Source organism: Streptomyces sp. HUAS ZL42 (genome assembly GCF_040782645.1).
Lineage (GTDB): Bacteria > Actinomycetota > Actinomycetes > Streptomycetales > Streptomycetaceae > Streptomyces.
This window is the reverse complement of sequence record NZ_CP160403.1, coordinates 9190500-9215531: the sequence shown is the minus strand read 5'-3', so window position 1 is coordinate 9215531 and position 25032 is coordinate 9190500. Positions and strand designations below refer to the sequence as shown.

Below are 25032 nucleotides of genomic sequence, written 5' to 3'. Positions count from 1 at the left end.
AAGCCGGGCCGTCTGGCCCGGCTTCGAGCACGACGGAGGTGAGACCCATGAGTTCGACCCCGGCCATCGGCCGCATTCCGGTCCGCGACATCCACCCTGCGGTGGAGTGCGGCAGACGCCCCGCGAAGGCGGTCGTGGGGGAAACGTTCCAGATCACCGCCACCGTGTTCCGCGAGGGTCATGACGCCGTCGCCGCCAACGTCGTACTGACGGATCCGGACGGCCGTCCCGGTCCGTGGACGCCCATGCGGGAACTCGCCCCCGGCACCGACCGGTGGGGCGCCGAGGTCACCCCGGACGCCATCGGCCATTGGACGTACCGCGTGGAGGCCTGGAGCGATCCGGTCACCACCTGGCGCGACCACGCCCGCATCAAGATCCCGGCGGGGATCGACACCGGGCTGGTTCTGGAGGAAGGCGCCAACCTCTACGAGCGGGCGGCCGCCGGAGTACCCAGGGGCGCCGAGCGCAAGGCGCTGCTGGCGGCGGCGAGGACCCTGCGCGACGACCGGCTTCCGGTGTCGTGGCGGCTGGCGGGGGCGTTGACGCCGGAGGTGGGTGCGGTGCTGGCCCGGTATCCGCTGCGGGAGCTGGTCACGGCGTCCGGGACGCTGCCGCTGCTGGTGGAGCGCGAGCGGGCCCTGTACGGCGCCTGGTACGAGTTCTTCCCCCGCTCCGAGGGCACCCCCGAGCGGCCGCACGGCACCTTCCGCACCGCCGCCCGCCGTCTTGCGGCCATCGCCGCGATGGGCTTCGACGTGGTCTACCTGCCGCCCATCCACCCCATCGGCACCACCTTCCGCAAGGGCCGCAACAACACGCTCAACCCCACCCCCGACGACGTGGGCGTGCCCTGGGCGATCGGCTCCCCGGAGGGCGGCCACGACGCCGTCCACCCCGACCTGGGCACCCTCGAGGACTTCGCCTGGTTCGTGGACCGGGCGGCGCAGGCCGGCCTGGAGATCGCCCTGGACTTCGCCCTGCAGTGCTCCCCGGACCACCCCTGGGTGCACAAGCACCCCGAGTGGTTCCACCACCGCCCCGACGGCAGCATCGCCTACGCCGAGAACCCGCCGAAGAAGTACCAGGACATCTACCCCATCGCCTTCGACGCCGACATGGACGGCCTGATCGCGGAGACGCTGCGGGTGCTGCGGCACTGGATGTCCCACGGGGTGCGGATCTTCCGCGTGGACAACCCGCACACCAAACCGGTCGTGTTCTGGGAACGCGTGATCGCGGACATCAACCGCACCGACCCCGACGTGATCTTCCTGGCGGAGGCGTTCACCCGGCCGGCGATGATGCACACCCTGGCCCAGATCGGCTTCCAGCAGTCCTACACCTACTTCACCTGGCGCACCGGCAAACAGGAACTCACCGAGTACCTGACCGAGCTGTCGGGCGAGGCGGCCGCCTACATGCGGCCGAACTTCTTCGCCAACACCCCCGACATCCTGCACGCCTACCTCCAGCACGGCCACCGGCCCGCCTTCGAGGTCCGCGCGGTGCTCGCCGCCACGCTCTCACCGACCTGGGGCATCTACTCCGGCTACGAACTGTGCGAGAACACCCCGCTCAAGGACGGCAGCGAGGAGTACCTCGACTCGGAGAAGTACCAGCTCAAACCACGCGACTGGGAGGCCGCCGAACGCGCGGGAGCCACCATCGCCCCCCTGATCACCCGCCTCAACGAGATCAGGCGCCGCCACCCCGCACTGCACCAGCTGCGGAACCTGCGCTTCCACGACACGGACAACGACGCGGTCATCGCCTACAGCAAGAAGACGGGCGAGGACACGATGATCGTGGTCGCCAACCTCGACCCTCACCACACCCAGGAGGCCACCGTCTCGTTGGACATGCCGCACCTCGGCCTGGACCGGCACGAGTCGGTGCCGGTGCGCGACGAGCTCACCGGCGAGACCTATCACTGGGGCGGGACCAACTACGTGCGTCTCGAACCGGGCCGCGCACCGGCACACGTGCTCCACGTCCGGCGATCCACAGCACAGATCGGAGGGTCAGGACCGTCATGACTGTCAACTCGCCCGTTCCGGACACTTTCGAGGACACACCGGCCAAGGACCGGGACCCGGAGTGGTTCAAGCGCGCCGTCTTCTACGAGGTCCTCGTCCGCTCCTTCCAGGACAGCAACGGGGACGGCGTCGGCGACCTCAAGGGCATCACCGCCAAACTCGACTACCTGCAGTGGCTCGGTGTCGACTGTCTGTGGCTGCCGCCCTTCTTCAAGTCGCCCCTGCGCGACGGCGGCTACGACGTCTCCGACTACACCTCCGTGCTGCCCGAGTTCGGCGACCTTGCCGACTTCGTCGAGTTCGTCGACGCCGCCCACCAGCGCGGCATGCGCGTGATCATCGACTTCGTCATGAACCACACCAGCGACCAGCACCCGTGGTTCCAGGAGTCTCGCAAGGACCCCGACGGCCCCTACGGCGACTACTACATGTGGGCCGACGACGACAAACAGTACGCCGACGCCCGCATCATCTTCGTCGACACGGAAGTCTCCAACTGGACCTTCGATCCCGTGCGCAAGCAGTACTTCTTTCACCGCTTCTTCTCCCACCAGCCGGACCTGAACTACGAGAACCCGGCCGTGCAGGAAGAGATGATCTCCGCGCTCCGCTTCTGGCTGGACCTGGGCATCGACGGATTCCGCCTGGACGCCGTGCCCTACCTGTACGCCGAGGAGGGCACGAACTGCGAGAACCTCCCCGCGACCCACGAGTTCCTCAAACGGGTGCGGAAGGAGATCGACGCCCACTACCCGGACACGGTGCTGCTGGCCGAGGCGAACCAGTGGCCCGAGGACGTGGTCGACTACTTCGGCGACTACCAGGCCGGCGGCGACGAATGCCACATGGCCTTCCACTTCCCCGTCATGCCCCGCATCTTCATGGCCGTGCGCAGGGAATCCCGCTACCCGGTCTCCGAGATCCTGGCCAAGACGCCCGCGATCCCCTCCAACTGCCAGTGGGGCATCTTCCTGCGCAACCACGACGAGCTCACCCTCGAAATGGTCACCGACGAAGAACGCGACTACATGTACGCGGAGTACGCCAAGGACCCGCGCATGCGCGCCAACATCGGCATCCGCCGCCGCCTGGCCCCCCTGCTCGACAACGACCGCAACCAGATCGAACTCTTCACCGCCCTGCTGCTGTCCCTGCCCGGATCACCGATCCTGTACTACGGCGACGAGATCGGCATGGGCGACAACATCTGGCTCGGCGACCGCGACGCCGTCCGCACCCCCATGCAGTGGACACCGGACCGCAACGCAGGTTTTTCCTCCAGTGACCCCGGCCGGCTCTTCCTGCCGACCATCATGGACCCGGTCTACGGCTACCAGGTCACCAACGTCGAGGCGTCCATGTCGTCGCCCTCGTCGCTGCTGCACTGGACCCGCCGCATGATCGAGATCCGCAAGCAGAACCCCGCCTTCGGACTCGGCTCCTACACCGAACTGCAGTCCTCCAACCCGGCCGTGATCGCCTTCCTGCGCGAGTACGAGGACGACCTCGTCCTGTGCGTGCACAACTTCTCCCGCTTCGCCCAGCCCACCGAACTGGACCTGCGCAGGTTCAACGGACGCCACCCCGTCGAGCTGTTCGGCGGGGTCCGTTTCCCCGCCATCGGGGAGCTGCCGTACCTGCTGACCCTGGCGGGACACGGCTTCTACTGGTTCCGGCTCGCCCGAGTCGCATCCCGCATCGGCCGCCGACTGTAGGCGTGCGCCGAGGAAAGGACGCGTCACCATGCCGAAGACCGCATCCCTCGACCCCGGCCGCACCGGTGTCGTCCAGCCCATGGCGTCGCTCGGCGACCTGCTTCGCGAGTGGCTGCCGCGGCAGCGGTGGTTCGCCGGCAAGGACCGGCCCGTCACGGACCTGCGTCTGCTGTCCATGACCGAGCTGTATCCGGGCTGCCTGCACCTGCTGGTGCACGCCACCCACGCGCCCGTGCCCACCCCCGGTGGTACTCACCCGCCCGGTGACTGCTACCAGTTGCTCCTGGGCATCCAGGAACATCTCTCACCGCGGCTGGGCCGGGCGCTCATCGGGCGTGCGGAAAGCGGGCCGCTGGCCGGCCTGACGGTCTACGACGCGCTGCAGGACCCGCGCTCCGCGCACCTGCTGCTGGAACGGATGCGTCACCCCGGGCCCCTGGGCCCGCTGCGGTTCGAGTCCGACCCGGCCGTGCCGGTGCCGGCCGGGCTGGCGCCGCGTCTGCTCGACGCCGAGCAGTCCAACACCTCACTGGTGTACGGCGACGCGTTCATCCTGAAGCTCTTCCGGCGCATCCAGCCCGGAGTCAACCCCGACCTGGAGGTGCCGGTCGCGCTGGCCGGGCAGGGATGCGGGCGGGTGCCCGCGCCCGTGGCCTGGTTCCGCACGATCCATCCGAAGGAGGCGACGCTCGGCGTGCTCCAGCCGTTCCTGCCCGACGCCTTCGACGGCTGGACACTGGCGCTGGACGCCCTGACCCGCGGCGACGACTTCACGGCTCAGGCCCATGAACTGGGACGGGCCACGGCCGACGTGCACCTCGCCCTGGCCACGGCCCTGCCCGTCGGCGCCGCGGGCGAGAACGGGCGTACGGCGGCGGCGATGATCGAGCGTCTGGAGACGGCCGCCCTCACGGTGCCGGCCCTGCGGCCGTTCGTCCCCGGGCTGCGGACCGCCTTCGCAGCCCTGGCCGGCTGCGACTCCGGGCCGCCCGCCCAGCGCATCCACGGCGACCTCCACCTCGGTCAGGTGCTGCGAGCCGGACGGGACTGGTTCGTCATCGACTTCGAGGGCGAGCCGTCCCGCCCGCTGGCCGAGCGGCGCAGCGCCCACTCCCCGGTCCGGGACATCGCCGGCATGCTCCGCTCCTTCGACTACGCCGCCCGGCAGCGCCGGCCTTGGCGCCCGGAGTGGGCTCGCCGCTGCCGGGAGGCCTACTGCGCGGGCTACGCGGTCCGGGCCGGCTGGGACCCACGCAAGAAACACGCCCTGCTCCGCGCCTACGAGACGGACCGGGCCGTGTACGAAGTCCTGTACGAGGCCAGGCACCGACCCGACTGGCTGCCCGTGCCGATGGCGGCGATCGAACGACTCGCCGTCCGAGGAGGCTGATCCCATGGCTCTGCGCGAGACCTCACGCCCCGAGTCGGGCGGCCCCCGCCCGCCCGGGGCGCCCGCGATCGCCTCCGACGACCGTGCGCGGCTGCTCTCGGGCGCCTACCACGACCCGCACTCCCTGCTGGGAGCGCATCCGGTTCCGGACGGGATCGCCTTCCGGGCGCTGCGCCCCTTCGCCCGCTCCGTCAGCGTCGTCATCGACGGCCACGGCACTCGGCTGACCTCGGAGGGCGACGGGCTCTTCTCCGCCGTACTGCCGCTCGACGAGATCCCCGAGTACACCATCCGGGTGGCGTACGGGGACGAGGAACACGAGGTGCACGACCCGTACCGGTTCCTTCCGGCCCTCGGCGACCTCGACCTGCACCTCGTCCGCGAAGGCCGCCACGAGCAGCTGTGGAAGGCGCTGGGCGCCGAGCCCATGACGCACCAGGGCGTGACGGGCACCCGCTTCACGGTATGGGCGCCCAACGCCCAAGGGGTCCGGGTCGCCGGGGACTTCACCTGCTGGGACGGGACGGCGTTCCCGATGCGGTCGCTCGGTTCCTCCGGCGTGTGGGAGCTGTTCCTGCCGGGCATCGGCGAGGGCACCCGGTACAAGTTCGAGGTCACGTCCCGGTACGGCGGCCGGTGCCTCAAGGCCGACCCGATGGCGCGCCGCACCGAGGTACCGCCGGACACGGCCTCGATCGTGCACGCCTCGCACCACGAGTGGGGCGACGACGAGTGGCTGGCGCGGCGCGCCGGCACGCCCGTGCACGAGGCGCCGTTCTCGGTCTACGAGGTGCACCTGCCGTCCTGGCGGCCCGGGCTGACGTACCGTCAACTCGCCGAGGAACTCCCGCCGTACGTCAAGGACCTGGGCTTCACGCACGTCGAGCTGATGCCGGTCGCCGAGCACCCCTTCGGCGGCTCCTGGGGCTACCAGGTCACCGGTTTCTACGCCCCGACCTCACGGCTCGGCAGTCCCGACGACTTCAAGTACTTCGTCGACGCCCTCCACCGGGCCGGCATCGGCGTGATCATGGACTGGGTCCCGGCGCACTTTCCCAAGGACGACTGGGCGCTGGCCCGGTTCGACGGGGACCCGCTGTACGAGCCCGGGGACGCACGGCGGGCCGAGCATCCGGACTGGGGGACGTACGAGTTCGACTACGGCCGGATCGAGGTGCGCAACTTCCTGGTCGCCAACGCCGTGTACTGGTGCGAGGAGTTCCACATCGACGGCCTGCGGGTGGACGCCGTCGCCTCGATGCTCTACCTCGACTACTCGAGGGACTCGGGGCAGTGGACGCCCAATGTGTTCGGTGGCCGGGAGGACCTGGACGCGGTGGCGTTCCTGCAGGAGATGAACGCGACCGTGTACCGGCGGGCTCCCGGAGTGATCACCATCGCCGAGGAGTCCACCGCGTGGGACGGGGTGACCCGCCCCACCGACAGCGGGGGGCTGGGGTTCGGGCTGAAGTGGAACATGGGCTGGATGCACGACTCGCTCGAGTACATCGGGCACGAGCCGGTGCACCGCAAGTACCACCACCACGAGATGACCTTCTCGATGATCTACGCCTACAGCGAGAACTACGTCCTGCCCATCTCCCACGACGAGGTCGTCCACGGCAAGCAGGCCCTGGTGTCGAAGATGCCGGGCGACTGGTGGCAGCAGCGCGCCAACCACCGCGCCTACCTCGGATTCATGTGGGCCCACCCCGGCAAACAGCTGCTGTTCATGGGCCAGGAGTTCGCCCAGGGCGCCGAATGGTCCGAGGCGCACGGCCCCGACTGGTGGCTCCTCGACCCCGGCTACGCCGCCGCAGGCGACCACCGGGGGGTCAGGGACCTCGTCCGCGACCTGAACGCCACGTATCTGGCGACGCCGGGCCTGTGGCAGCGAGACACCGACCCCGGCGGCTTCCGATGGGTCGTCTGCGACGCCGCCGACGACAACGTCTTCGCCTTTCTCCGGTTCGACGCGGAGGGCACCCCGCTGCTGGCCGTGAGCAACTTCTCCCCCGTCGTCCGCCACGACTACCGCCTCGATGTCCCCGACGACATCACGGCCTGGCAGGAGACGCTCAACACCGACGCCGCGCGGTACGGCGGCAGCGACGTCACCCATCCCGGCCCGATCAAGCCGGAGGACGGGCACATCCTGCTCACGCTGCCACCGCTGGCCACGGTCTGGCTCACGCCGTATCCCGTGTGAACGGTCGCGGTAGGGGCAGTCGGGGGTGTGCGACCGGGGCACCCCCCTCGTAGCAGCGGACCACAGAAAGGCTGCATCCGTGCGCACCGTCGGAGTGGAGGAGGAGCTCCTCCTCGTCGACCCGGAGACCGGCGAGCCGCAGGCCCTCTCCGCGGCGGTGCTCGCCCATGTCGAGCGGGAGGTGGCGGAGCAGGACGTCTTCGAGAAGGAACTGCACAACCAGATGCTCGAGCTCAACACCCACCCGCAGTCGGGCATGGCCGAGCTCGGTGCGGAAATCGTCCGCTGTCGCAAGGAGGCGGCCCGCCACGCCGCGGAGACCGGGTGTGCGGTCGCCGCGCTCGCCACGTCGCCGCTGCCCGTCAGCCCCGCGATCGGCGGGAACCGACGCTACCGGTGGATGACGGAGCACTACGGCATCGCGACCCGGGAGCAGCTCGTCCTCGGTTGTCACGTGCATGTCTGCGTCGACTCCGACGAGGAGGGCGTCGCGGTCATCGACCGGATCCGGCCCTGGCTGTCGGTGCTGTCGGCACTGAGTGCCAACTCTCCCTTCTGGCAGGGCAAGGACACGGGCTACAGCAGCTACCGCAGCCGGGTGTGGCAGCGCTGGCCGTCGGCCGGTCCCACCGAGCTCTTCGGCTCGGCGGAGCGCTACCACCGGCGGGTCGCGGACATGCTGGCCACCGGCGTCATCCTCGACAAGGCCATGGTCTACTTCGACGCGCGTCTGTCCCGGAAGTACCCCACGGTGGAGATCCGCGTGGCGGACGTCTGTCTGCACGCGGACACCACCCTGCTGGTCGCCACGCTCGCCCGCGGACTGGTCGAGACCGCCGCGCGCGAGTGGCAGGCCGGAGTGGCACCGTCGCAGCACAGCGTGAGTCTCCTGCGGCTGGCCGACTGGCGGGCCGCCCGCTCCGGGCTGACCGGCGAACTGCTCCACCCGACGAGCATGCGGCACGCACCCGCCGACACGGTGGTGCGGTCCTTGCTGGAACACGTCGAGGAGGCCCTCGCCGACAGCGGGGACCTCGACCGCGCCCGCGCGACCTGCGACGAACTGCTGCGGCACGGCAACGGGGCCCAGGTGCAGCGCGCGCTGCTGGAACGGACCGGCAGCCTGCGGGACGTCGTCACCGAGTGTGTGCGCCACACCCAGTCCTGAGGCGTCCGGTCTCAGAGAATGAGGATGAGCGCGAAGGCGAGGAAGAAGGCGGCGCACAGCACGGCGAGGACGAGGATGATGGTCAGCGGGGCCTTCGCCCAGCCCTTGGGGGGATTGTGCGTCTCCCGCGGTCCCGTCTCGGGCAGGCTGCTCTCCGCGGGCGGGGTTTCGCCCGGTGGTACGCCACCGCCGGGTTCGAGGCCGGTGGTGCGCTCGGGCTCGGGATCCGGATTCGTGTAACTCATGCGGTCCGAGTCCCCCGAACACCGCCAGATCATCAAGCCGCAACTACTTCTCGATTCCCGGCACCATCCGGTCGTAGCTGGGCTACATTCGACCACCGTCGATAACGGTTCTCATCGACGGAGTCACAGCCCGTACATGTCAGGAGCAGTGCATGCGCGACTTCGCTCTCGCTCCCCCAGCCGCCCCGCCCCTGACCGGAGGGCTCGCCGACAGCATCTTCGAGACGGCGGCCCGCAACCCCACCCTGCCCCTGCTCGCACAGCGCCGTGACCCCGCCTCCAGCGTCTGGGAGAAGGTGACGGCGGTGGAGGTGCGGGACGAGGTGGTCGATCTGGCCAAGGGTCTGATCGCCTCCGGGATCTCGCCGGGCCACCGCGTGGCGATCATGGCACGCACCCGCTACGAGTGGACGGTGCTCAGCCATGCCCTGTGGGCGGTGGGCGCCGAGGTCGTCCCGATCTACCCGACGTCCTCGCGCGACCAGGTCGAGTGGATCCTGAAGGACTCCGGCTGCGTGGGCGTGGTCGTCGAGGACGAGCAGAGCGTGATGACGGTCGGCTCGGTGTGCGCGTCGCTGCCGCGCCTGCGGAACGTCTGGCAGCTGGACGCGGGGGCGCTGGAACAGCTCGTCGAACGGGGCGAGTTCATCCCGCTGGCCACGGTGGAGTCGCTGCGCCGCATCGTGCTGCCGGACTCCACCGCGGCCATCGTCTACACCTCCGGCACGACGGGCCGTCCCCTGGGCTGCGCACTGAGCCATCGCGGGCTGGCGAGCGCCTGCGACACACTGCTGGTCGGCTGGGGCCACACCGTGGCATCGCCGGGCGAACAGCCGGTCGTCCTCGCGTTTCTGCCCTTCTCCCATGTGTACGGACTCCTGGTGCAGGGCCTGTGCATACGCGGCGACATGCTGATGGGCTTCGAGCCCGACCTGAGCGAGGCGGCACTGTCGGCGGCGCTGCGCTCGTTCCGCCCGACGTACTTCTGCGCCGTTCCGTCGATCTTCGAGAAGATCTACAAGAACTTCCTGCGCACGGCGCAGCAGGCGGGCCGAGGAGCACTGTTCGAGCGGGCGGCGGAGACGGCGCGGGACTTCGCCGCGGCCGTCGAACGGCAGCGGCTGGGCCGTGGACACGGGCCGGGTTTCGACCTGCGGCTGCAGCACGCCCTGTACGAACGCACGGTGTACCGGCGGCTGCGGGCCGCGCTGGGCGGCAGGGTGTGCCGTGCCACCTCGGGCGGTTCGCCGCTGAACCGTGAACTCTCGCTGTTCTACGAGGGCATCGGCGTCTATGTGAACGACGGCTACGGGCTGACGGAGACCAGTGGCGGGGTCACGGCGCAGCCGTTGGGCCGGGAGAAGTCCGGCACCGTCGGGCAGATCCTGCCGGGGATGGACATCCGGATGGGCGACGACGGCGAGATCCTGGTGCGCGGCCCTTCGGTGTTCCAGGGGTACATCAACGACGAGGCCGCCACCCGCGCCGCGCTGCGGGGCGGGTGGCTGGCCACGGGCGATCTCGGGTACCTGGATGCCGACGGCTACCTCACGATCACCGGCCGCAAGAAGGACGTCATCATCACCAGCGGCGGCAAGAGCGTGGCGCCGGCCTTCCTGGAGCAGCGGCTGCGGATGCATCCGCTCATCCACCAGGCCGTGGTCGTCGGCGACAACCGGCCCTGCGTCGGCGCGCTGATCACGCTGGACCCGGAGTTCCTGGCGCACTGGCGCGGAGGGCTCGCGGGGCAGGGCGACACGCCGAGCCGCGAGGCGCGGGAGGAGAACGCGCTGCGGGAGGAGATCGGGCGTGCCGTGGCCGCGGCCAACAGCGCCGTGTCCCGTTCGGAGTCGATCCGGGTCTTCCGTGTGCTCGCGGAGCCGTTCGGCCAGGCCAACGGGCTGTTGACGCCCTCGATGAAGCTGCGCAGGGACTCGATCGTGCGGCATTACGCGGTCGAGATCGACGCGATGTACCAGGCGCGTGCGCCGCTGCCCCGGCAGGGCGCACAGGCGGAGGTGCTGAGCTGGGACGACTCGGACAACGTGTTCCGGTGAGGGCCGCCCGCGCGGAAACGGACGTATGCGCTCCGCTGCTGGGGTAGGACAGGGCTTGCGGGAACCCCGTGTTCGTCTGCATGCTGCGCCCGGCTGGCCGAAAAGCTGCGGTCGCGGTGAGATCAATGAGGTGCGAAGCAGCGATCCGGCGGGCACGCGCATGTCGTCGAGGCAGACCGCCTGGAGCCGCAGAAGGGATGATCATCGTGACACGACCCAGGATCCTGGTGGTGGGCGCGGGCTTCGCGGGAGTGGAGTGCGTCCGGCGCCTGGAACGGAAACTCTCCCCGGACGAGGCCGACGTCACCCTGGTGACACCGCTCTCCTACCAGCTCTATCTGCCGCTGCTGCCGCAGGTCGCCTCGGGCGTGCTGACGCCCCAGTCGATCGCGCTGTCGTTGCGCCGTAGCAAGAAGTACCGCACCCGGATCATTCCCGGCGGCGCGATAGGCGTGGACCTGAAGGCCAAGGTGTGCGTCATCCGCACCATCACGGACGAGATCGTCAACGAGCCGTACGACTACATCGTGCTGGCGCCGGGCAGCATCACCCGCACCTTCGACATCCCGGGGCTCGTCGACAACGCCTTCGGCCTCAAGACGCTCGCCGAGGCGGCGTACATCCGCGACCACGTCATCTCCCAGCTCGACCTCGCCGACGCCAGCCAGGACCCCGCGGAGCGCGCCTCCCGGCTGCAGTTCGTGGTGGTCGGCGGCGGCTACGCCGGCACGGAGACCGCGGCCTGCCTGCAGAAGCTGACTCACAACGCGGTCAAGCGCTACCCCAGGCTGGATCCCGCTCTGATCAAGTGGCACCTGATCGACATCGCCCCGAAGCTCATGCCCGAGCTGGGCGACAAGCTCGGGAGCAGCGCGCAGGAGATCCTGCGCCGGCGCGGCATCGACATCTCCCTGGGGGTGTCGATCGACAAGGCCGGGCCGGAGGAGGTCACCTTCACCGACGGCCGGGTGATCCCCACCCGCACCCTGATCTGGACCGCCGGGGTCGCGGCGAGCCCGCTGATCGCCACGCTCGGCGCGGAGACCGTGCGCGGGCGCCTCGCGGTCAACGCCGAGATGACCCTGCCCGGTCACGACGGAGTGTTCGCACTCGGCGACTCCGCCGCCGTGCCCGACAAGGCCAAGGACGACGAGAGCGCGTTCTGCCCGCCGACCGCCCAGCACGCCATGCGGCAGGGCCCGGTGGTCGCCGACAACGTCATCGCCATGCTGCGCAACCAGCCGCTGCGGCCCTACGTCCACAAGGACCTGGGTCTGGTCGTCGACCTGGGCGGGCGCGACGCCGTCTCCAAGCCGCTCGGCGTCGAACTGCACGGTCTGCCCGCCCAGGTCGTGGCCCGCGGCTACCACTGGTCTGCGCTGCGCACCAACGTCGCCAAGGTCCGTGTCCTGACGAACTGGACGCTCAACGCGCTCGCCGGCGACGATTTCGTACGCACCGGCTTCCAGGCCCGCAGGCCCGCCAAGCTCAAGGACTTCGAGTACACCGACACCTACCTGACGCCCGAACAAGTGCGGGAGCGGGTGGGGGAGTGACCGCGGCACGGCCGCGAGATCGTGTCGGGCGTCCGAGCCGGGGCTGCCGCGGCTCGCCGCCGGGCCGCGCACGGTGAGCGCCATCGGGCTGGCGCCGGCGGGGGTCTCACTGCTGCGGGCCCATCTGGTGGCGGGGGCGCCGGCGGCCATCGTCCGCCCCCTTCTACGGCCGCCGGTTCGGCGGCCCGGCACCGCGCTCGGGCCGATCGCCTTCCCGGTCTACTACCTGGCGCTGTTCGTCCGGGTCACGGTCGCGGCCCTGCCCCGCTTCTGCGGCGCCGTGGCCGTGGCGTTCGGCTGCAGCGCCGTGGCACGTTTCGCGATGGTCCCGCGCCGGCCGCCGCCTGCGGGATCGTCGCGGGGCGGCACTGGTCCTGCCCGTGCCGACGGACCGCCGCACCAACGACCCTCTGACGACCGTGCTCGACCGGCTGCTCGGGCCGATCGCCTTCCCGGTCTACTACCTGGCGCTGTTCGTCCGGGTCACGGTCGCGGCCCTGCCCCGCTTCTGCGGCGCCGTGGCCGTGGCGTTCGGCTGCAGCGCCGTGGCACGTTTCGCGATGGTCCCGCGCCGGCCGCCGCCTGCGGGGTCGTCGCGGGGCAGAACTGGTCCTGCCCGTGCCGACGGACCGCCGCACCAACGACCCCCTGACGACCGCGCTGGATCGGCTGGTCGACGGCACCCATGCCGCCGTCGAGGGGCTCAGCGGCGGCCCTGCGGGCGATCTGCTGGGCCTGCCCGTGCCCTGGACGAGGCGCTGGCCGATCCGAGCGCCGCCACGCAGCCCCTCACCCCCCTCCCGGGTACCTGCGCCTACCACGCGCGGTCCCTGGCGGCCGCCGCCGAGCTGCCGCCGACGCACCCGTCGATCGCGGCGGACCCGCGGCTGCGGGGCGCGGGCAGCGCATCGTCCGCAGCATCAGGGCGATCGCCGCGCGCGTCACCGACGAGCACAGCAGCGCCGAGGTCGTCACGGGGCCGAGCATCGCCTCGCTCCTCGAGCACGACGTGGCCGGCACACCGCGGTACGGCAGGATCACCGACCGCGTGCTGCGTCATCTGCAGCGCCTGGACGAGGGGCGGTCGGCCCGGCACGGCCGCTGAGGGTCCCCGTGACCGCGCCCCGCACATGACCCCGGGAGGGTCGCCCGCGGATCAGAAATCCGTCGGCAGATCGCTCGCTTCGGCGATGCCGCGCAGCTCCTCGGTCTCCCGGTTGCGACGGCGGATGTGGTCGGCGATCTCGGCGAGGCGCTCCGGGTCGGACGCGGTGACCGAGTCGGTCACCACCCTGACCGGACCGGTCTCCTCGACGTCGATCTCGACCACCTCGTTGTCCAGCCGACCGGTGATCGCGGTCGCGATCACGAGGGCCGCCTCGTCGCGGATGTCCTGCGGCAGACCCTTCGTACGCTCGGGGTTCAGCACGACGTCGAGGGTGGCCAGGCGTTGTTCGTCGATCGCCCGGAGGGCCGGTTCGACGACACTCAGCAAAAGCCCGTAGTCCTCCGAGTCCATCCGGATCCGCAGGAGGTCGAGGTAAACGTCTACGGGCCGTCCGCCGGGGGGCAGCTCGGATTCGTTCATTCGTCCCGTGTTCCCCGGGAAACGCCCGTCAGACGCCGCGGACGGGGTCTCCACCTGCTGGTCCGCGAAGTCGGGTAAGTGAGCGTAACCATGTGTGAGTGAGTGTCGTTGTCAGGCTGTGAATCTGACGGAATGGGCGAAGACGCAGGGCGTGCATCCGCAGACCGCGTATCGCTGGTTCCGTGAGGGGACGTTGCCGGTACCGGCTCAGCGGGTCGGGCCGCGCACGATCCTGGTGAACATCGACGCGAACACCACGCCCGAGGCCATCGGTGGTCTGGGCCTGTATGCCCGCGTGTCCTCGCACGATCAGAAGACCGATCTGGAACGCCAGGTCGCTCGGCTGTCGGCGTGGGCGGTGAACGCCGGTCACCGAGTCGTTCGTGTTGAGGCGGAGATCGCTTCCGGGATGAACGGCTGCCGTTCGAAGGCTCGACGTCTGCTGGCCGACCCGAACGTGACCACCGTGGTGGTGGAGCATAAGGGCCGGCTCGGCCGGATGAACGTCGAACTTGTCGAGGCCGCCTTGTCCGCGACGGGCCGTCGCCTGCTGGTGGTGGACGACGGCGAGGTCGAAGACGACCTGGTGCGGGACATGGTGGAGGTACTGACGTCGTTGTGCGCCCGTCTGTACGGGCGCAGGTCGGCGAAGAACCGCGCCCGCAAGGCACTGGAAGCGGCCGAACATGGCTGACCTCCGCCCGATCGCCGCGCCGTTCGTCGCTCTCGGCCCGTCCGGTGTGGCGGTACGTACCCGGCTGGGGGACCTCACACCCGCGGATGAGAAGGTTCTGCGCCTGGTGGGGGCGCACCTGGGCTCGCTCGCCTCGAAGGACCTCAAAGCGCGTTGCACCGACGGTTTGGAGCACTCCACCGAGTCATGGGCGGTCCGTAAGCGGGACCTGACGGCCGAGTCGTCGTCCAGGTGGGCCGGGTCGATCACGAAGGCCACGCATGACCAGTGGGCGCTCGCCCGGCGCGGCCAGGCCGCGCAACTCCAGTCCCTCCAAGCCGGTATCACGACGATCCGGCACCGGCTGTCGCTGCCGGTCGGACAGAAGGGCACCAAGCGGACTCCGGGCGGCTACAGCTCCGCGCACGAGTGGTTTAACAAAGCGCGCCGCCTGCATGTGCTGGAGGACCGGCTCGACCGGGTTCGGGCCGACCGGGAAGCGGGCCGGGTGCACGTCGTGCGTGGCGGTAAACGTCTGCTGGGCACCCGTAACAACCTCGACAAGGCGCAGCTCACCGAGGCCGAGTGGCGTGAGCGGTGGGCAGCGGGGCGCTGGTTCCTCCAGGCGGACGGCGAGTCGGGGAAAAGGTTCGGCAACGAGACGATCCGCATCACGCCCGAGGGCGAAGTGTCGATCAAGCTCCCGGCCCGGCTCTGCGACCTGGCGAACGCCAAGCACGGCCGGTACGTACTCGCTGGAACGGCGCGGTTCCCCCACCGGGGGAAGGAGTGGGCCGACCGCGTGGAGGCCAACCGGGCCGTGGCCTACCGCATCCACTACGACACGGGACGCGGGCGCTGGTACGTGGACGCCTCCTGGCAGATCCCTCCCACCAAGACCATCCCACTCGAAGCCGCCCTCGCCAACGGCGTGATCGGCGTGGACACCAACGCCGACCACCTCGCCGCATGGCGCCTCGACACTCACGGTAACCCGGCTGGCCGGCCGCGCCGGTTCTTCTTCGACCTGTCTCAAGGCGCCCAGCACCGCGACGCCCAGGTACGGCACGCCCTCACGCGGCTGCTGAACTGGGCCAAGACCTGCGGCGTCAAGGCCATCGCGGTCGAAGACCTCGACTTCCAGACCGAGAAAACCAGAGAGAAGCACGGGCGCAAGCGCCGATTCCGGCAGCTCATCTCCGGCATGCCGACCGGCAAGCTCCGCGCCCGGCTGACCTCCATGGCCGACGCCACAGGTATCGCGATCATCGCGGTGGACCCGGCCTACACCAGCAAGTGGGGCGCCCAGCACTGGCAAAAGCCGATGGCCGGCCCCACCCGTAAGACCACCCGGCACGATGCAGCGAGCATCGCGATCGGACGACGCGCCCAGGGACACCCGATCCGGCGACGGACGACACCGCCCCGTGCACACCAGAGCGATGTGCACGGGCATCGGACCATCCAGGCCGACCGGTGTGCCCCTGGGCGTGAGGGACCCCGCCCCCGCATCCCCGGACCACGGACACGATCCGTGCCGCCGGACGCGGCGAGTACGCGGGCAACCAGGACATCCAAAACCGTTCGGGGTGTCCGCAGTGACCAGGTATGGGTCCAAGACTCACTCCTGCTCACTGATTAGGAACGGTTCGGGATCAGAACACGGGCACCACGGCCGTGATGCGTTTGCCGCCCGAGGGCAGTTCCGCCACCCGTACCTCCCGCGACAGGCGGCAGACGATCGGCCATCCGCGGCCCCCGGTACGTCGGCGCCCATGGGCGTCGACGGCAGGCTGGAGGACAGGGGGCAGATTGCTGCGATCGCTGACGGCGACGCGCACGCCGGTCCCCATGGTGGCCTCGACGTCGATCGCCGTGATGCCGCCGCCGTGGAGGATCGCGTTGGTCGTCAGTTCCGAGGCGACGAGCAACGCGTCCGAGAGGGCGGCCTCGTCGCAGAGTGATCCGGTGCGCAGGCACCGGCGGGCCACCACACGCCGTACGGCCCCTCGGACGTCGGCCGGGCGACACGGGCCCAGCCTCTCGCGCAGGTCTGTGCCGACGGCCTCACTGAGGGGCCTGGTCCGGTCCTGGGCACGCATCCTTTCGCTCCCTGGCTCGCTGACCGGTCGAGAAGGCGGTCGGGCGCGCCTCGGCGCGTTCGCTTCTCGGCCCTGCCGCCGCCCCGAGCCGTGACCGCAACCCGCACGGCCCGGGCGGCCCTCTACTGTTCGGCTCACCTCTGGACGTCCCGGCCAAACATGCCGGGCGCAGGGATCAGCGCCTGTCATCGATGCTCCTGCCCGGGGTACGTGGAGTACATGACCGATGTCGTGGACTCGGACGAACTGCTGCGGCGCATGCAGCGCGCGAGGACCTGCGCCGAGGAGGAGGAGCGGACGTGGCGGTCGCGCAGCGACGCGCTGCGCCCCACCGATCCCGACGGGGCCCGTGACGCGAACGTACGCGTCCTGGCCTACGAGGCGGTGCTCAGGGTGCTGGACGAGATCCTGACGCCCGGCAAGCGCGCGTGAGACCCCCGACCCGGGCCGGATTGGCGGTCGCGGTCGGGGGCACTCGGGACGCATGGCCGTCGATCACTTGGGAGCACCGGTTCTGGAAGCCCTGTCCGACTACCGGCGCAGGGGGCGCCTGTCGTTCACGCCGCCGGGGCACAAACAGGCCCGCGGCGCGGATTCCGCCGTGCGTGAGGTGCTCGGTGACGCGGTCTTCCTCGGTGACGTCCTGGCGTCGGGCGGTCTCGACGACCGGCTCACCCGGGGAAGGGTCCTGGAGCGGGCCGAGGAGCTGATGGCCGATGCCGTGCACGCCGAGCACACGTTCTTCACCACCTGCGGCAGTTCCCTGTCGGTGAAGGCGGCGATGCTCGCCGTCGCCGGTCCGCACGAGCGGCTGCTGATCGGACGGGACTCCCACAAGTCCGTCGTGTCGGGCCTGATCCTGTCCGGCATCGAGCCGGTCTGGGTCGAGCCGCGGTGGGACCCCGAGCGGCATCTCGCACATCCGCCGTCCGCCGAGGAGTTCGAGCGGACCTTCGCCGCCTGTCCCGACGCGAAGGGCGCACTGGTCACCAGTCCGACGCCGTACGGCAGTTGCGCCGGTCTGCGGGCGATCGCCGAGGTCTGCCACCGGCGCTCGCTGCCGCTGATCGTGGACGAGGCGTGGGGCGCGCATCTGCCGTTCCACCCCGATCTGCCGACCTGGGCGATGGACGCGGGCGCCGACATCTGTGTGACGAGCATCCACAAGATGGGCAGCGGCCTGGAGCAGGGCTCCGTCTTCCACCTGCGCGGCGGACTCGTACCGCCTGAGCTGTTGAGGATGCGGGCCGATCTGCTCGGCACCACCAGCCCGTCGGTGCTGATCTACGCCGGGCTCGACGGCTGGCGCCGCCAGATGGCCCTGTACGGGAAGCGGATCATGGGCGCGGCGCTGGACCTCGCGGCCGAAGTCCGTGCCGCCGTCGAGGAGATCGACGGGATGCACGTCAACGGCCGGGACGACTTCTGCGGGCCGGGGCTGGCCGACGACTTCGATCCGCTGCCGGTCGTCATCGACATCAGCGGGCTGGGGATCACGGGGTACCGGGCCGCCGACTGGCTGCGGGAGCAGCGGGGCCTGGACACCCATCTGGCCGACCACCGCCGCATCGGCGCGCAGATCACGCACGGCGACGACCACGAGACGACCGGCGAACTGCTCGCCGCCCTCAAGGCCCTCGCGCAGGCGGCGCCCGAGCTGCGTCCGGCAGCGCGGGTCGACGTGCCCTCGCCCGCCGATCTGCGCCTGTCGCAGGCCCGCCTGCCCCGTGACGCGTTCTTCGGGCCCACCGAGGACGTACCGGTGGCCGAGGCGGCCGGTCGGGTCGCGGCGGAGATGATCACTCCGTATCCCCCCGGCATCCCGGCCGTGCTCCCCGGCGAGCGCCTGACCGAACCGGTACTGCGGTATCTGCGCACGGGGCTGGCCGCGGGAATGTATCTGCCCGACCCCAGTGACCCCGAGCTGGAGACCGTGCGGGTGGTCGCCATGCAGCCGAAGTGAAACCGGTCACTTGACCCGGTTACGGGTACGCGAAATCCTCGTAGATGGTTTAGCGTTCATTCATACGTGGTCACGGGGTCGACCGTATCCGTCCCCCATGCGCCACCGCTTACGGCCCTGGCTGGCTTCCCCCGTCCAGCCAGGGCTTTTTCATGTCTTCGAGCTCCTTGCCTCCGCCAAGGTGCTCTGTGCGCCGGCAGCGGCTGAAATGGGCGTAGGGAAAGCACCGGAACCGATCCCGGCGAGGAGCCCTGCGCCATGACCAAAGCGACGAAACTGCTGACCGCCCTTCCCCCGCCCCAGCGTCAGCGCCTGATGGCGCTCGCCCGGGAGGTGTCCTTCCCCGAGGACACCCGCATCTTCGAAGCGGGCGGCACGGCCGACCGCTTCTGGGTCATCCGCTCGGGCGCCGTCTCCCTCGACCAGCGCGTGACGTCGCTCCAGAAGGTGACCGTCGCCAGCCTGGGCGCCGGCGACATGCTCGGCTGGTCCTGGCTGTTCCCGCCGTACCAGTGGGACTTCGGAGCGGAGGCCTTCAGCCCGGTACGCGCCTACGAGTTCAGCGCGCAGCCGGTGCTCAAGCTGTGCGAGGAGGATCCGGCGCTCGGGCTGTCGCTGGTGCGGATCGTGGCCGAGATCCTCGCGCACCGGCTGGAGACGACCCGGGTCAGGCTGATGGAGCAGTACGGGGTCCATCGCCGCGGGGCCCTCTGAGGGCGTCAGACGCGGTAGCGGCGCAGTGCCGGGACCGCAGCGGCCAGGCCCAGCATGAGCGCGACGACCAGCAGGCCGCCGCCCGAGACGGCCGCGCGGGGGCCGAAGGCCGAGCCTGCCGTGCCGTGCAGCACGTCGGCGAGGCGCGGGCCGCCGGCGACGACGACGGTGAAGACGCCCTGCATGCGGCCGCGCATCTCGTCGGTGGCGGCGGACAGCAGGATCGCCCCGCGGAAGACCATGGACACCATGTCGGCGACCCCGGCGGTGGCCAGGAACGCCACCGCGAACCACAGGCTGCGGCTCAGCCCGAACCCCGCGATCGCCGCGCCCCAGGCGACGACCGCGCCGATCACCATCCAGCCGTGCCGCCGGGCCCGCGAGAACGTGCCGGAGAACACCCCGCCGAGGACCGCGCCGATGGGTATCGCGGCGAACAGCAGGCCGAGGGCGAGCCCTTCGCCGTACGACGCGTATGTCTGCGCGGCGAGTTGCGGGAACAGGGCGCGCGGCATGCCGAAGACCATGGCGATGATGTCGGCGAGGAAGGACAGCAACAGCACCTTGTGGCGGGAGATGTAGCGGAAGCCCTCCGCGATCTGCCGTATCCCGGCGCGGCGTGCCGCCGTGGTGGTCAGCGGCGGCAGCGAGGGCAGCCGCACTACCGCCCACACGGTGACGCACAGGGCCAGGGCGTCGATGAGGTACAGCTCGGGCAGGCCGACGACCGGGATGAGGGCCCCGGCGAGCAGCGGTCCGGCGACCAGCCCGGTCTGCATGACGGTCGAGCCGAGGGCGTTGGCGGCGGGGAGTTCCTCCTCGGGAACCAGGCGGGCGATGGACGCGTTGCGGGCGGGCGAGTTGAGGCCGAAGAACGCCTGCTGCACGGCGAGCAGCACGATCAGGACGCCGACCGAGTCGAGCCCGCTTGCGGCCTGCAGCCAGAAGAGCACCGAGGTGACCGCGATCCCGCTGTTGGTGATCAGCAGCAGCCTGCGGCGGTCCACGGTGTCGGCGACCGCTCCGCCCCACAGCGCGAACAGCACCATCGGCACGAGACCCGCGAACCCGGCGTAGCCGACCCAGGCGGAGGAGCCGGTGATGTCGTAGATCTGCTTGGGCACGGCGACGGCGGTGAGCTGGCTGCCGACCGCCGTCACGATGGTCGACGACCACAGCCTGCGGTAGGCAGGGCGGCGCAGAGGGCGGGTGTCCATGGCCCAGCGGCGCCAGCCGCGCCGGGACGGCTTGTACGGTCCCGGCGCGGCCTCGGTCTGCGGTTCGGTGCTGCTCTCGCTCGTGTCCACGGGCTTCCTGGTTGGTCGTTGCATCCTTCGGAGTCAGGGTTCACTGTCGCAGCACAGGCCGTCACCCACGGATCCGCGGTCTCAGGTTCCGGCGACGAGGGCCCCGCCCAGGGCGATCATCGTGGCGGCGACCAGGCCGTCCAGGACCCGCCAGGCCGCCGGCCTGGCCAGGAAGCGGCTGAGCAGCCGGGCGCCGAAGCCGAGCGCGGCGAACCAGCACAGGCTCGCGAGCGCGGCGCCGAGTCCGAAGGTCCAGCGCAGCGGGCCGCGGTCGGCGGCGATCGAGCCGAGCAGGAAGACGGTGTCGAGGTAGACGTGCGGATTGAGCCACGTTATGGCCAGGCAGGTGAGCACGGCGCGCCGGCGTGAACCCGCCGCCTCGCCCTCGGCGTGGAGGGCGCCCGCGGGCTTGAGGACCCGACGGGCGGCGAGGGCGCCGTAGCAGAGCAGGAAGGCGCCGCCGATCCAGCCGACCGCGGTCAGCGCCCCCGGCCACGCCACCACCACCGCGCCGACACCGCCCACTCCGAGGGCGATGAGGAGGGCGTCGGACAGGGCGCAGATGCCGACGACGGCGAGGACCGCGTCGCGGCGGATCCCCTGGCGCAGGACGAAGGCGTTCTGGGCGCCGATGGCGATGATGAGCGAGAGGCCGGTACCGAATCCGGCAACCGCGGCGGTGAGGGCTTGGGGCATGGCTTCGACGCTAGAGAAGCGAGCACCTGGAGTACAGCTAAAGATTCTTAACTATCATTAGCTGTTGTGATGGATGAACTTCCGCTCGACCAGGTACGGACCCTGCTCGCGGTGGTCGACGAGGGCACGTTCGACGCCGCCGCCGCCGCGCTGCACGTGACGCCGTCCGCGGTCAGCCAGCGGGTGAAGGCGCTGGAACAGCGCACCGGGCGGGTGCTGCTGGTCCGTACGAAGCCGGTGCAGCCCACCGAGTCGGGCGAGGTCGTCGTCCGCTTCGCACGCCAGCTGGCCCGGCTGGAACGCGACGCCCGGGCCGAACTCGGGATGAGCGGCGCCGGGGAACCGACCCGGGTGACGGTCGCGGTCAACGCCGACTCGCTGGCCACTTGGTTCCTCCCCGCGCTCACCCGTGTCCCGAAGGAGCCACCGCTCTGTTTCGAACTGCACCGCGAGGACGAGGCGCACACCGCGGCGCTCCTGCGGGAGGGGCTGGTGATGGCCGCGGTGACCTCGTCGCCCGACCCGGTGGCCGGGTGCTCGGTACGCGCCCTGGGCACCTTGCGCTACGTCCCCGCCGCGAGCCCGGACTTCGCCGCACGGTATCTCGGCGGACCGCTGAGCGAGGCCCTCGCCGAGGCGCCCGTGATGACCTTCGACCGGCGGGACGACCTGCAGGACGCGTTCGTGCGCAGGCTGCGCCGTGGCCGCGGCGGCGCGAGTCCCGTACGGCACTGCGTCCCCACGTCGGAGGGCTTCCTGGAGGCCGTGTGCGCCGGGCTCGGCTGGGGCATGGTGCCCGAGGTGCAGGCCGGACCGCTGCTGCGTGCGGGGCGTCTCGTCGGCCTCGCCCCGGACCGGGCGCTCGACGTCCCGCTGTACTGGCAGCAGTGGAAGCTGGACTCGCCCGCACTCGCGGTGGTGGCCGAGGCGGTGGCGGAGGAGGCGGCTCGGGCGCTGGGTGGGGCTCACTGAGCTGGTGGGAAGGTCGCGAACCGGTGGACTCACGGGCCCGGTCAACTCAATGCCGCCAGTCGCGCCTCCGCGCTGTCCAGCAGCATCTCGAGGGCCGTCGGATAGGCGCTGGTGACCATGCGGGTCGCCAGCAGGGGTGCGGCTTCGGCGATCCTCGGGTGCGTGGTGGCGGGCAGCCGGGCATAGGTGGAGCGCCACATGTCCTCGTCGGCGCGCAGGGACGCGCGCGGCAGGGCGAGTGAGGCGGCGTCGAGCGCGGCGAAGGCCAGGGTCTGGTCGATGAAGGCGTGGTAGAGCCGCACCGTGTCCGGCAGCGGGAAACCGGCCGTGCGCAGGACGTCCAGGACGGTCTCGTCGGCGGCCAGTTCGTTCGCGCGGCCGGTGACCCGGCTCGCGGTCAGCTGGGCCGCCTGCGGGTGGGCGACGTACGCGGCGTGGATGCGCAGCCCGATGGCGTGCAGGTCGGCCCGCCACTGTCCCGTCGGCTCCCAGCCGTCAAGGGCCCGCCCGATGAGCGCGTCGCCGATGGCGAGCGTCAGATCGTCCATGCCCCGGAAGTAGCGGTAGAGCGTGCTCGGGTCGCAGTCGAGGGCCAGCCCCAGGCGCCGAGCCGTGAGGCCGGCGCTGCCGTGTTCGCGCAGCATGCGCAGCGCGGTCTCCACGATCAGCCGCTCGGACAGCACGGTGCCGCTTCTGGTGGGCCGGCGCCGGCGCCGCTTCTCCTCGGGTACGACCGGCTTCGGCACGGTGCGCCACCTCCTTATGCCAACGCCATTGACCTTATATGAGCGCGCGGCGTTGTATCTCAGCCGGGGCCCCCTCGCACACCTTCACCTTCAGGACTTTGTTGGCGGATTCGGTGACCGCCCTTGGTGATCTTGTTTGATCGGGCAGTCTGATGGAGGTTCGGTTCCATCGTGCGGGGAGGCAAGGAGGGGCTGCGATGTCGCTGCGCCCTGTGCCTGCTCCGCCCGTCCCGGAGGCCACCGCGCGGGTGGCTCGCGCCGCATTCCGTAAGGGCTGTCTGGCCATGCGGATCCGGGATGAACTCGGTCCGCTGTTCGAGGACGAGCTGTTCGCTCGGGCATTTCCGCGTCGGGGTGGTCCAGCCTGGTCGCCGGGCCAGTTAGCGATGGTCAGTGTGCTGCAGTTCGCGGAGGGCCTGACGGACCGGCAGGCTGCCGACGCGGTGCGCGGGCGGATCGACGTCAAGTACGCGCTCGGCCTGGAGCTGGACGATCCCGGGTTCGACTTCTCCGTGCTCAGCGAGTTCCGGGACCGGCTGATGGCGCATGGCCTGGAGGAACTGGTCCTTGACCGGCTGCTGGAACGAGTGAGTGAGTTGGGGCTGCTGCGGGCGGGAGGCCGCCAGCGCACCGACTCCACGCACGTGCTGGCCCAGGTGCGGACGCTGAACCGGATGGAGTTCGTCGGCGAGACTTTGCGCGCCACACTGGAGACGCTGGCCGTCGCGGCGCCCGGCTGGCTCGGGCAGGTCGCCGCGCCACAGTGGTTCGAACGCTACGGCAAGCGCATCGATTCCTTCCGCTTTCCCAAGGGAGGCGACGCCCGGCAGCAGTGGGCGCTGGCCGTGGGAGAGGACGGATTCGCGCTGCTTGGGGCCGTCTACGCACCCGGCGCACCGGTCTGGCTGCGGGAGATCGAGGCGGTGCAGGTCCTGCGCAGTGCGTGGGTGCAGCAATATCACCGTGACGAGGAGGGGGTGCGCTGGCGGGAGGGCAAAGATCTCCCGCCAGGCAGATTGAGGCTGTCCAGCCCCTACGACACCGACACCCGGTACAGCGTCAAGCGCGGCGCGGGCTGGGACGGCTACAAGGTCCACTTCACGGAGTCCTGCGAGCCGGATGCCCCGCATCTGATCACGAACGTGGTCACCACCGACGCCACCGTTCCCGACGTGGAGATCACCGAGCCCGTTCACCACGCGCTGGCCGCGCGCGGCCTGCTGCCCGGCATCCACCTGGTCGACTCCGGCTACACCTCCGCCGCGCTGCTGGTCGCCGCCGCCGAGCAGGACATCGAGCTGATGGGACCGGTCTTCGCCGACACCACCGCCCAGGGCCGGGCCGGCGACGGCCTCGGACAGGACGCCTTCACCATCGACTGGCCGGCCCGCACGGTCACGTGCCCCCGCGGACAGCGCAGTGTCAGCTGGTCTGAGCAGTGCAAACCCACCGGCACCGAGATCATCCGGGTCCACTTCGCCAAGGCCGACTGCGACGCCTGCCCGGCGCGCGCGGCGTGCACCAGCGCCAAGAGCAAGTGGGGCCGCAGTCTGACCCTGCTCACTCAACCTCAGCAGCAGGCTCTTGAACAGCGCCGACGCGAACAGGGGACCGCTGAGTGGAGGACCGCCTACGGCACACGCGCCGGAGTTGAAGGCACCATCTCCCAGGCGGTCCGGGTGACGCGGACACGGACCACGCCCTACCGTGGGTTGCACAAAACCCACCTCGGTCATGTCCTGACCGGCGCCGGACTCAACCTCCACCGCCTCGACGCCTGGTGGACCGAAACTCCCATCGGCACCACCCGCATCAGCCGCTTCGCCCGTCTTGGCCTGGAACTGGCCGCCTGAACACCGAATCCGCCAACAAAGTCCTTCAGCCGAGGAGTT

Annotated in this window: 20 protein-coding genes and 1 pseudogene; 15 read left to right on the top strand and 6 right to left on the bottom strand. The window is 70.6% G+C overall.

The genetic code is table 11. The features are described 5' to 3' along the window. Nucleotides 1-47: 47 nt before the first annotated feature. From ABZO29_RS42075 to ABZO29_RS42055, 5 genes are all read left to right on the top strand, one after another. Nucleotides 48-2039 carry an alpha-1,4-glucan--maltose-1-phosphate maltosyltransferase gene (locus ABZO29_RS42075; protein ID WP_367325470.1) on the top strand — a complete coding sequence of 664 codons (1992 nt, stop codon included), beginning with the start codon at nucleotides 48-50 and terminating at the stop codon, nucleotides 2037-2039. Then, nucleotides 2036-3754, top strand: coding sequence for a maltose alpha-D-glucosyltransferase (treS, locus tag ABZO29_RS42070; protein ID WP_367325469.1), 1719 nt, complete (start codon nucleotides 2036-2038; stop codon nucleotides 3752-3754). The genes ABZO29_RS42075 and treS overlap by 4 nt, the downstream gene beginning before the upstream one ends. Nucleotides 3755-3782: 28 nt before the next feature. After that, nucleotides 3783-5144 carry a maltokinase gene (locus ABZO29_RS42065; protein ID WP_367325468.1) on the top strand — a complete coding sequence of 454 codons (1362 nt, stop codon included), beginning with the start codon at nucleotides 3783-3785 and terminating at the stop codon, nucleotides 5142-5144. 4 nt (nucleotides 5145-5148) lie between these two features. Continuing rightward, nucleotides 5149-7353, top strand: a complete 2205-nt coding sequence (gene glgB, locus ABZO29_RS42060; RefSeq protein ID WP_367325467.1) for a 1,4-alpha-glucan branching enzyme — start codon at nucleotides 5149-5151, stop codon at nucleotides 7351-7353. A gap of 79 nt (nucleotides 7354-7432) precedes the next feature. Continuing rightward, the gene (locus ABZO29_RS42055) at nucleotides 7433-8521 is read left to right on the top strand and encodes a glutamate--cysteine ligase (protein ID WP_367325466.1); all 1089 of its coding nucleotides are present in this window, start codon (nucleotides 7433-7435) and stop codon (nucleotides 8519-8521) included. Nucleotides 8522-8532: 11 nt separating this feature from the next. On the opposite strand, the gene ABZO29_RS42050 is transcribed toward ABZO29_RS42055, so the two are convergent. Continuing rightward, entirely contained in the window at nucleotides 8533-8766 is a 234-nt protein-coding gene (locus tag ABZO29_RS42050) for a DUF6480 family protein (protein ID WP_367325465.1), read from the bottom strand. A 152-nt stretch (nucleotides 8767-8918) separates the two neighbouring features. Between ABZO29_RS42050 and ABZO29_RS42045 the strand changes: the two genes are divergently transcribed. From ABZO29_RS42045 to ABZO29_RS42035, 3 genes and pseudogenes are all read left to right on the top strand, one after another. Further along, the gene (locus tag ABZO29_RS42045; protein WP_367325464.1) at nucleotides 8919-10823 is read left to right on the top strand and encodes a long-chain fatty acid--CoA ligase; all 1905 of its coding nucleotides are present in this window, start codon (nucleotides 8919-8921) and stop codon (nucleotides 10821-10823) included. 197 nt (nucleotides 10824-11020) lie between these two features. Continuing rightward, nucleotides 11021-12379, top strand: coding sequence for an NAD(P)/FAD-dependent oxidoreductase (locus ABZO29_RS42040; protein WP_367325463.1), 1359 nt, complete (start codon nucleotides 11021-11023; stop codon nucleotides 12377-12379). 600 nt (nucleotides 12380-12979) lie between these two features. Next, a pseudogene (locus tag ABZO29_RS42035) lies at nucleotides 12980-13513 on the top strand (FUSC family protein); the annotation flags it as partial. Nucleotides 13514-13535: 22 nt separating this feature from the next. Here the strand turns inward: ABZO29_RS42035 and ABZO29_RS42030 are convergent. After that, nucleotides 13536-13967 carry a hypothetical protein gene (locus ABZO29_RS42030; RefSeq protein WP_367325462.1) on the bottom strand — a complete coding sequence of 144 codons (432 nt, stop codon included), beginning with the start codon at nucleotides 13965-13967 and terminating at the stop codon, nucleotides 13536-13538. 118 nt (nucleotides 13968-14085) lie between these two features. Here ABZO29_RS42030 and ABZO29_RS42025 point away from each other — a divergent pair, with 118 nt between their 5' ends. Further along, the gene (locus ABZO29_RS42025) at nucleotides 14086-14661 is read left to right on the top strand and encodes an IS607 family transposase (RefSeq protein WP_367325461.1); all 576 of its coding nucleotides are present in this window, start codon (nucleotides 14086-14088) and stop codon (nucleotides 14659-14661) included. Next, the gene (locus ABZO29_RS42020; RefSeq protein ID WP_367325460.1) at nucleotides 14654-16282 is read left to right on the top strand and encodes an IS200/IS605 family accessory protein TnpB-related protein; all 1629 of its coding nucleotides are present in this window, start codon (nucleotides 14654-14656) and stop codon (nucleotides 16280-16282) included. The genes ABZO29_RS42025 and ABZO29_RS42020 overlap by 8 nt, the downstream gene beginning before the upstream one ends. 13 nt (nucleotides 16283-16295) lie before the next feature. On the opposite strand, the gene ABZO29_RS42015 is transcribed toward ABZO29_RS42020, so the two are convergent. Beyond that, entirely contained in the window at nucleotides 16296-16742 is a 447-nt protein-coding gene (locus tag ABZO29_RS42015; RefSeq protein ID WP_367325459.1) for an ATP-binding protein, read from the bottom strand. A gap of 219 nt (nucleotides 16743-16961) precedes the next feature. Between ABZO29_RS42015 and ABZO29_RS42010 the strand changes: the two genes are divergently transcribed. The 3 genes from ABZO29_RS42010 to ABZO29_RS42000 all read left to right on the top strand — a co-directional run bounded on the left by ABZO29_RS42010 (nucleotide 16962) and on the right by ABZO29_RS42000 (nucleotide 19419). Next, nucleotides 16962-17174 (top strand): hypothetical protein, encoded by a 213-nt coding sequence (locus ABZO29_RS42010; protein WP_367325458.1) that lies wholly within the window; start codon nucleotides 16962-16964, stop codon nucleotides 17172-17174. Between the two features lie 52 nt (nucleotides 17175-17226). Continuing rightward, a complete protein-coding gene (locus ABZO29_RS42005; RefSeq protein WP_367325457.1) occupies nucleotides 17227-18705 on the top strand; it encodes an aminotransferase class I/II-fold pyridoxal phosphate-dependent enzyme in 1479 nt (492 codons plus the stop codon). Nucleotides 18706-18963: 258 nt separating this feature from the next. Beyond that, complete coding sequence (locus ABZO29_RS42000) at nucleotides 18964-19419, top strand: cyclic nucleotide-binding domain-containing protein (RefSeq protein WP_367325456.1); 456 nt, start codon at nucleotides 18964-18966, stop codon at nucleotides 19417-19419. A gap of 5 nt (nucleotides 19420-19424) precedes the next feature. Here ABZO29_RS42000 and ABZO29_RS41995 read toward each other — a convergent pair whose 3' ends face one another. Continuing rightward, nucleotides 19425-20726: an MFS transporter gene (locus ABZO29_RS41995; RefSeq protein WP_367325455.1), complete on the bottom strand. Its 1302-nt coding sequence runs from the start codon at nucleotides 20724-20726 to the stop codon at nucleotides 19425-19427. 81 nt (nucleotides 20727-20807) lie between these two features. After that, nucleotides 20808-21422 (bottom strand): LysE/ArgO family amino acid transporter, encoded by a 615-nt coding sequence (locus ABZO29_RS41990; protein WP_367325454.1) that lies wholly within the window; start codon nucleotides 21420-21422, stop codon nucleotides 20808-20810. Nucleotides 21423-21491: 69 nt separating this feature from the next. On the opposite strand from ABZO29_RS41990, the gene ABZO29_RS41985 reads away from it, so the two are divergent. Next, entirely contained in the window at nucleotides 21492-22394 is a 903-nt protein-coding gene (locus ABZO29_RS41985; protein ID WP_367325453.1) for a LysR family transcriptional regulator ArgP, read from the top strand. Between the two features lie 41 nt (nucleotides 22395-22435). Here ABZO29_RS41985 and ABZO29_RS41980 read toward each other — a convergent pair whose 3' ends face one another. Further along, entirely contained in the window at nucleotides 22436-23140 is a 705-nt protein-coding gene (locus tag ABZO29_RS41980) for a TetR/AcrR family transcriptional regulator (RefSeq protein ID WP_367325452.1), read from the bottom strand. 197 nt (nucleotides 23141-23337) lie between these two features. Between ABZO29_RS41980 and ABZO29_RS41975 the strand changes: the two genes are divergently transcribed. Beyond that, a complete protein-coding gene (locus tag ABZO29_RS41975; protein WP_367325451.1) occupies nucleotides 23338-24993 on the top strand; it encodes an IS1182 family transposase in 1656 nt (551 codons plus the stop codon). Nucleotides 24994-25032: the final 39 nt, after the last annotated feature.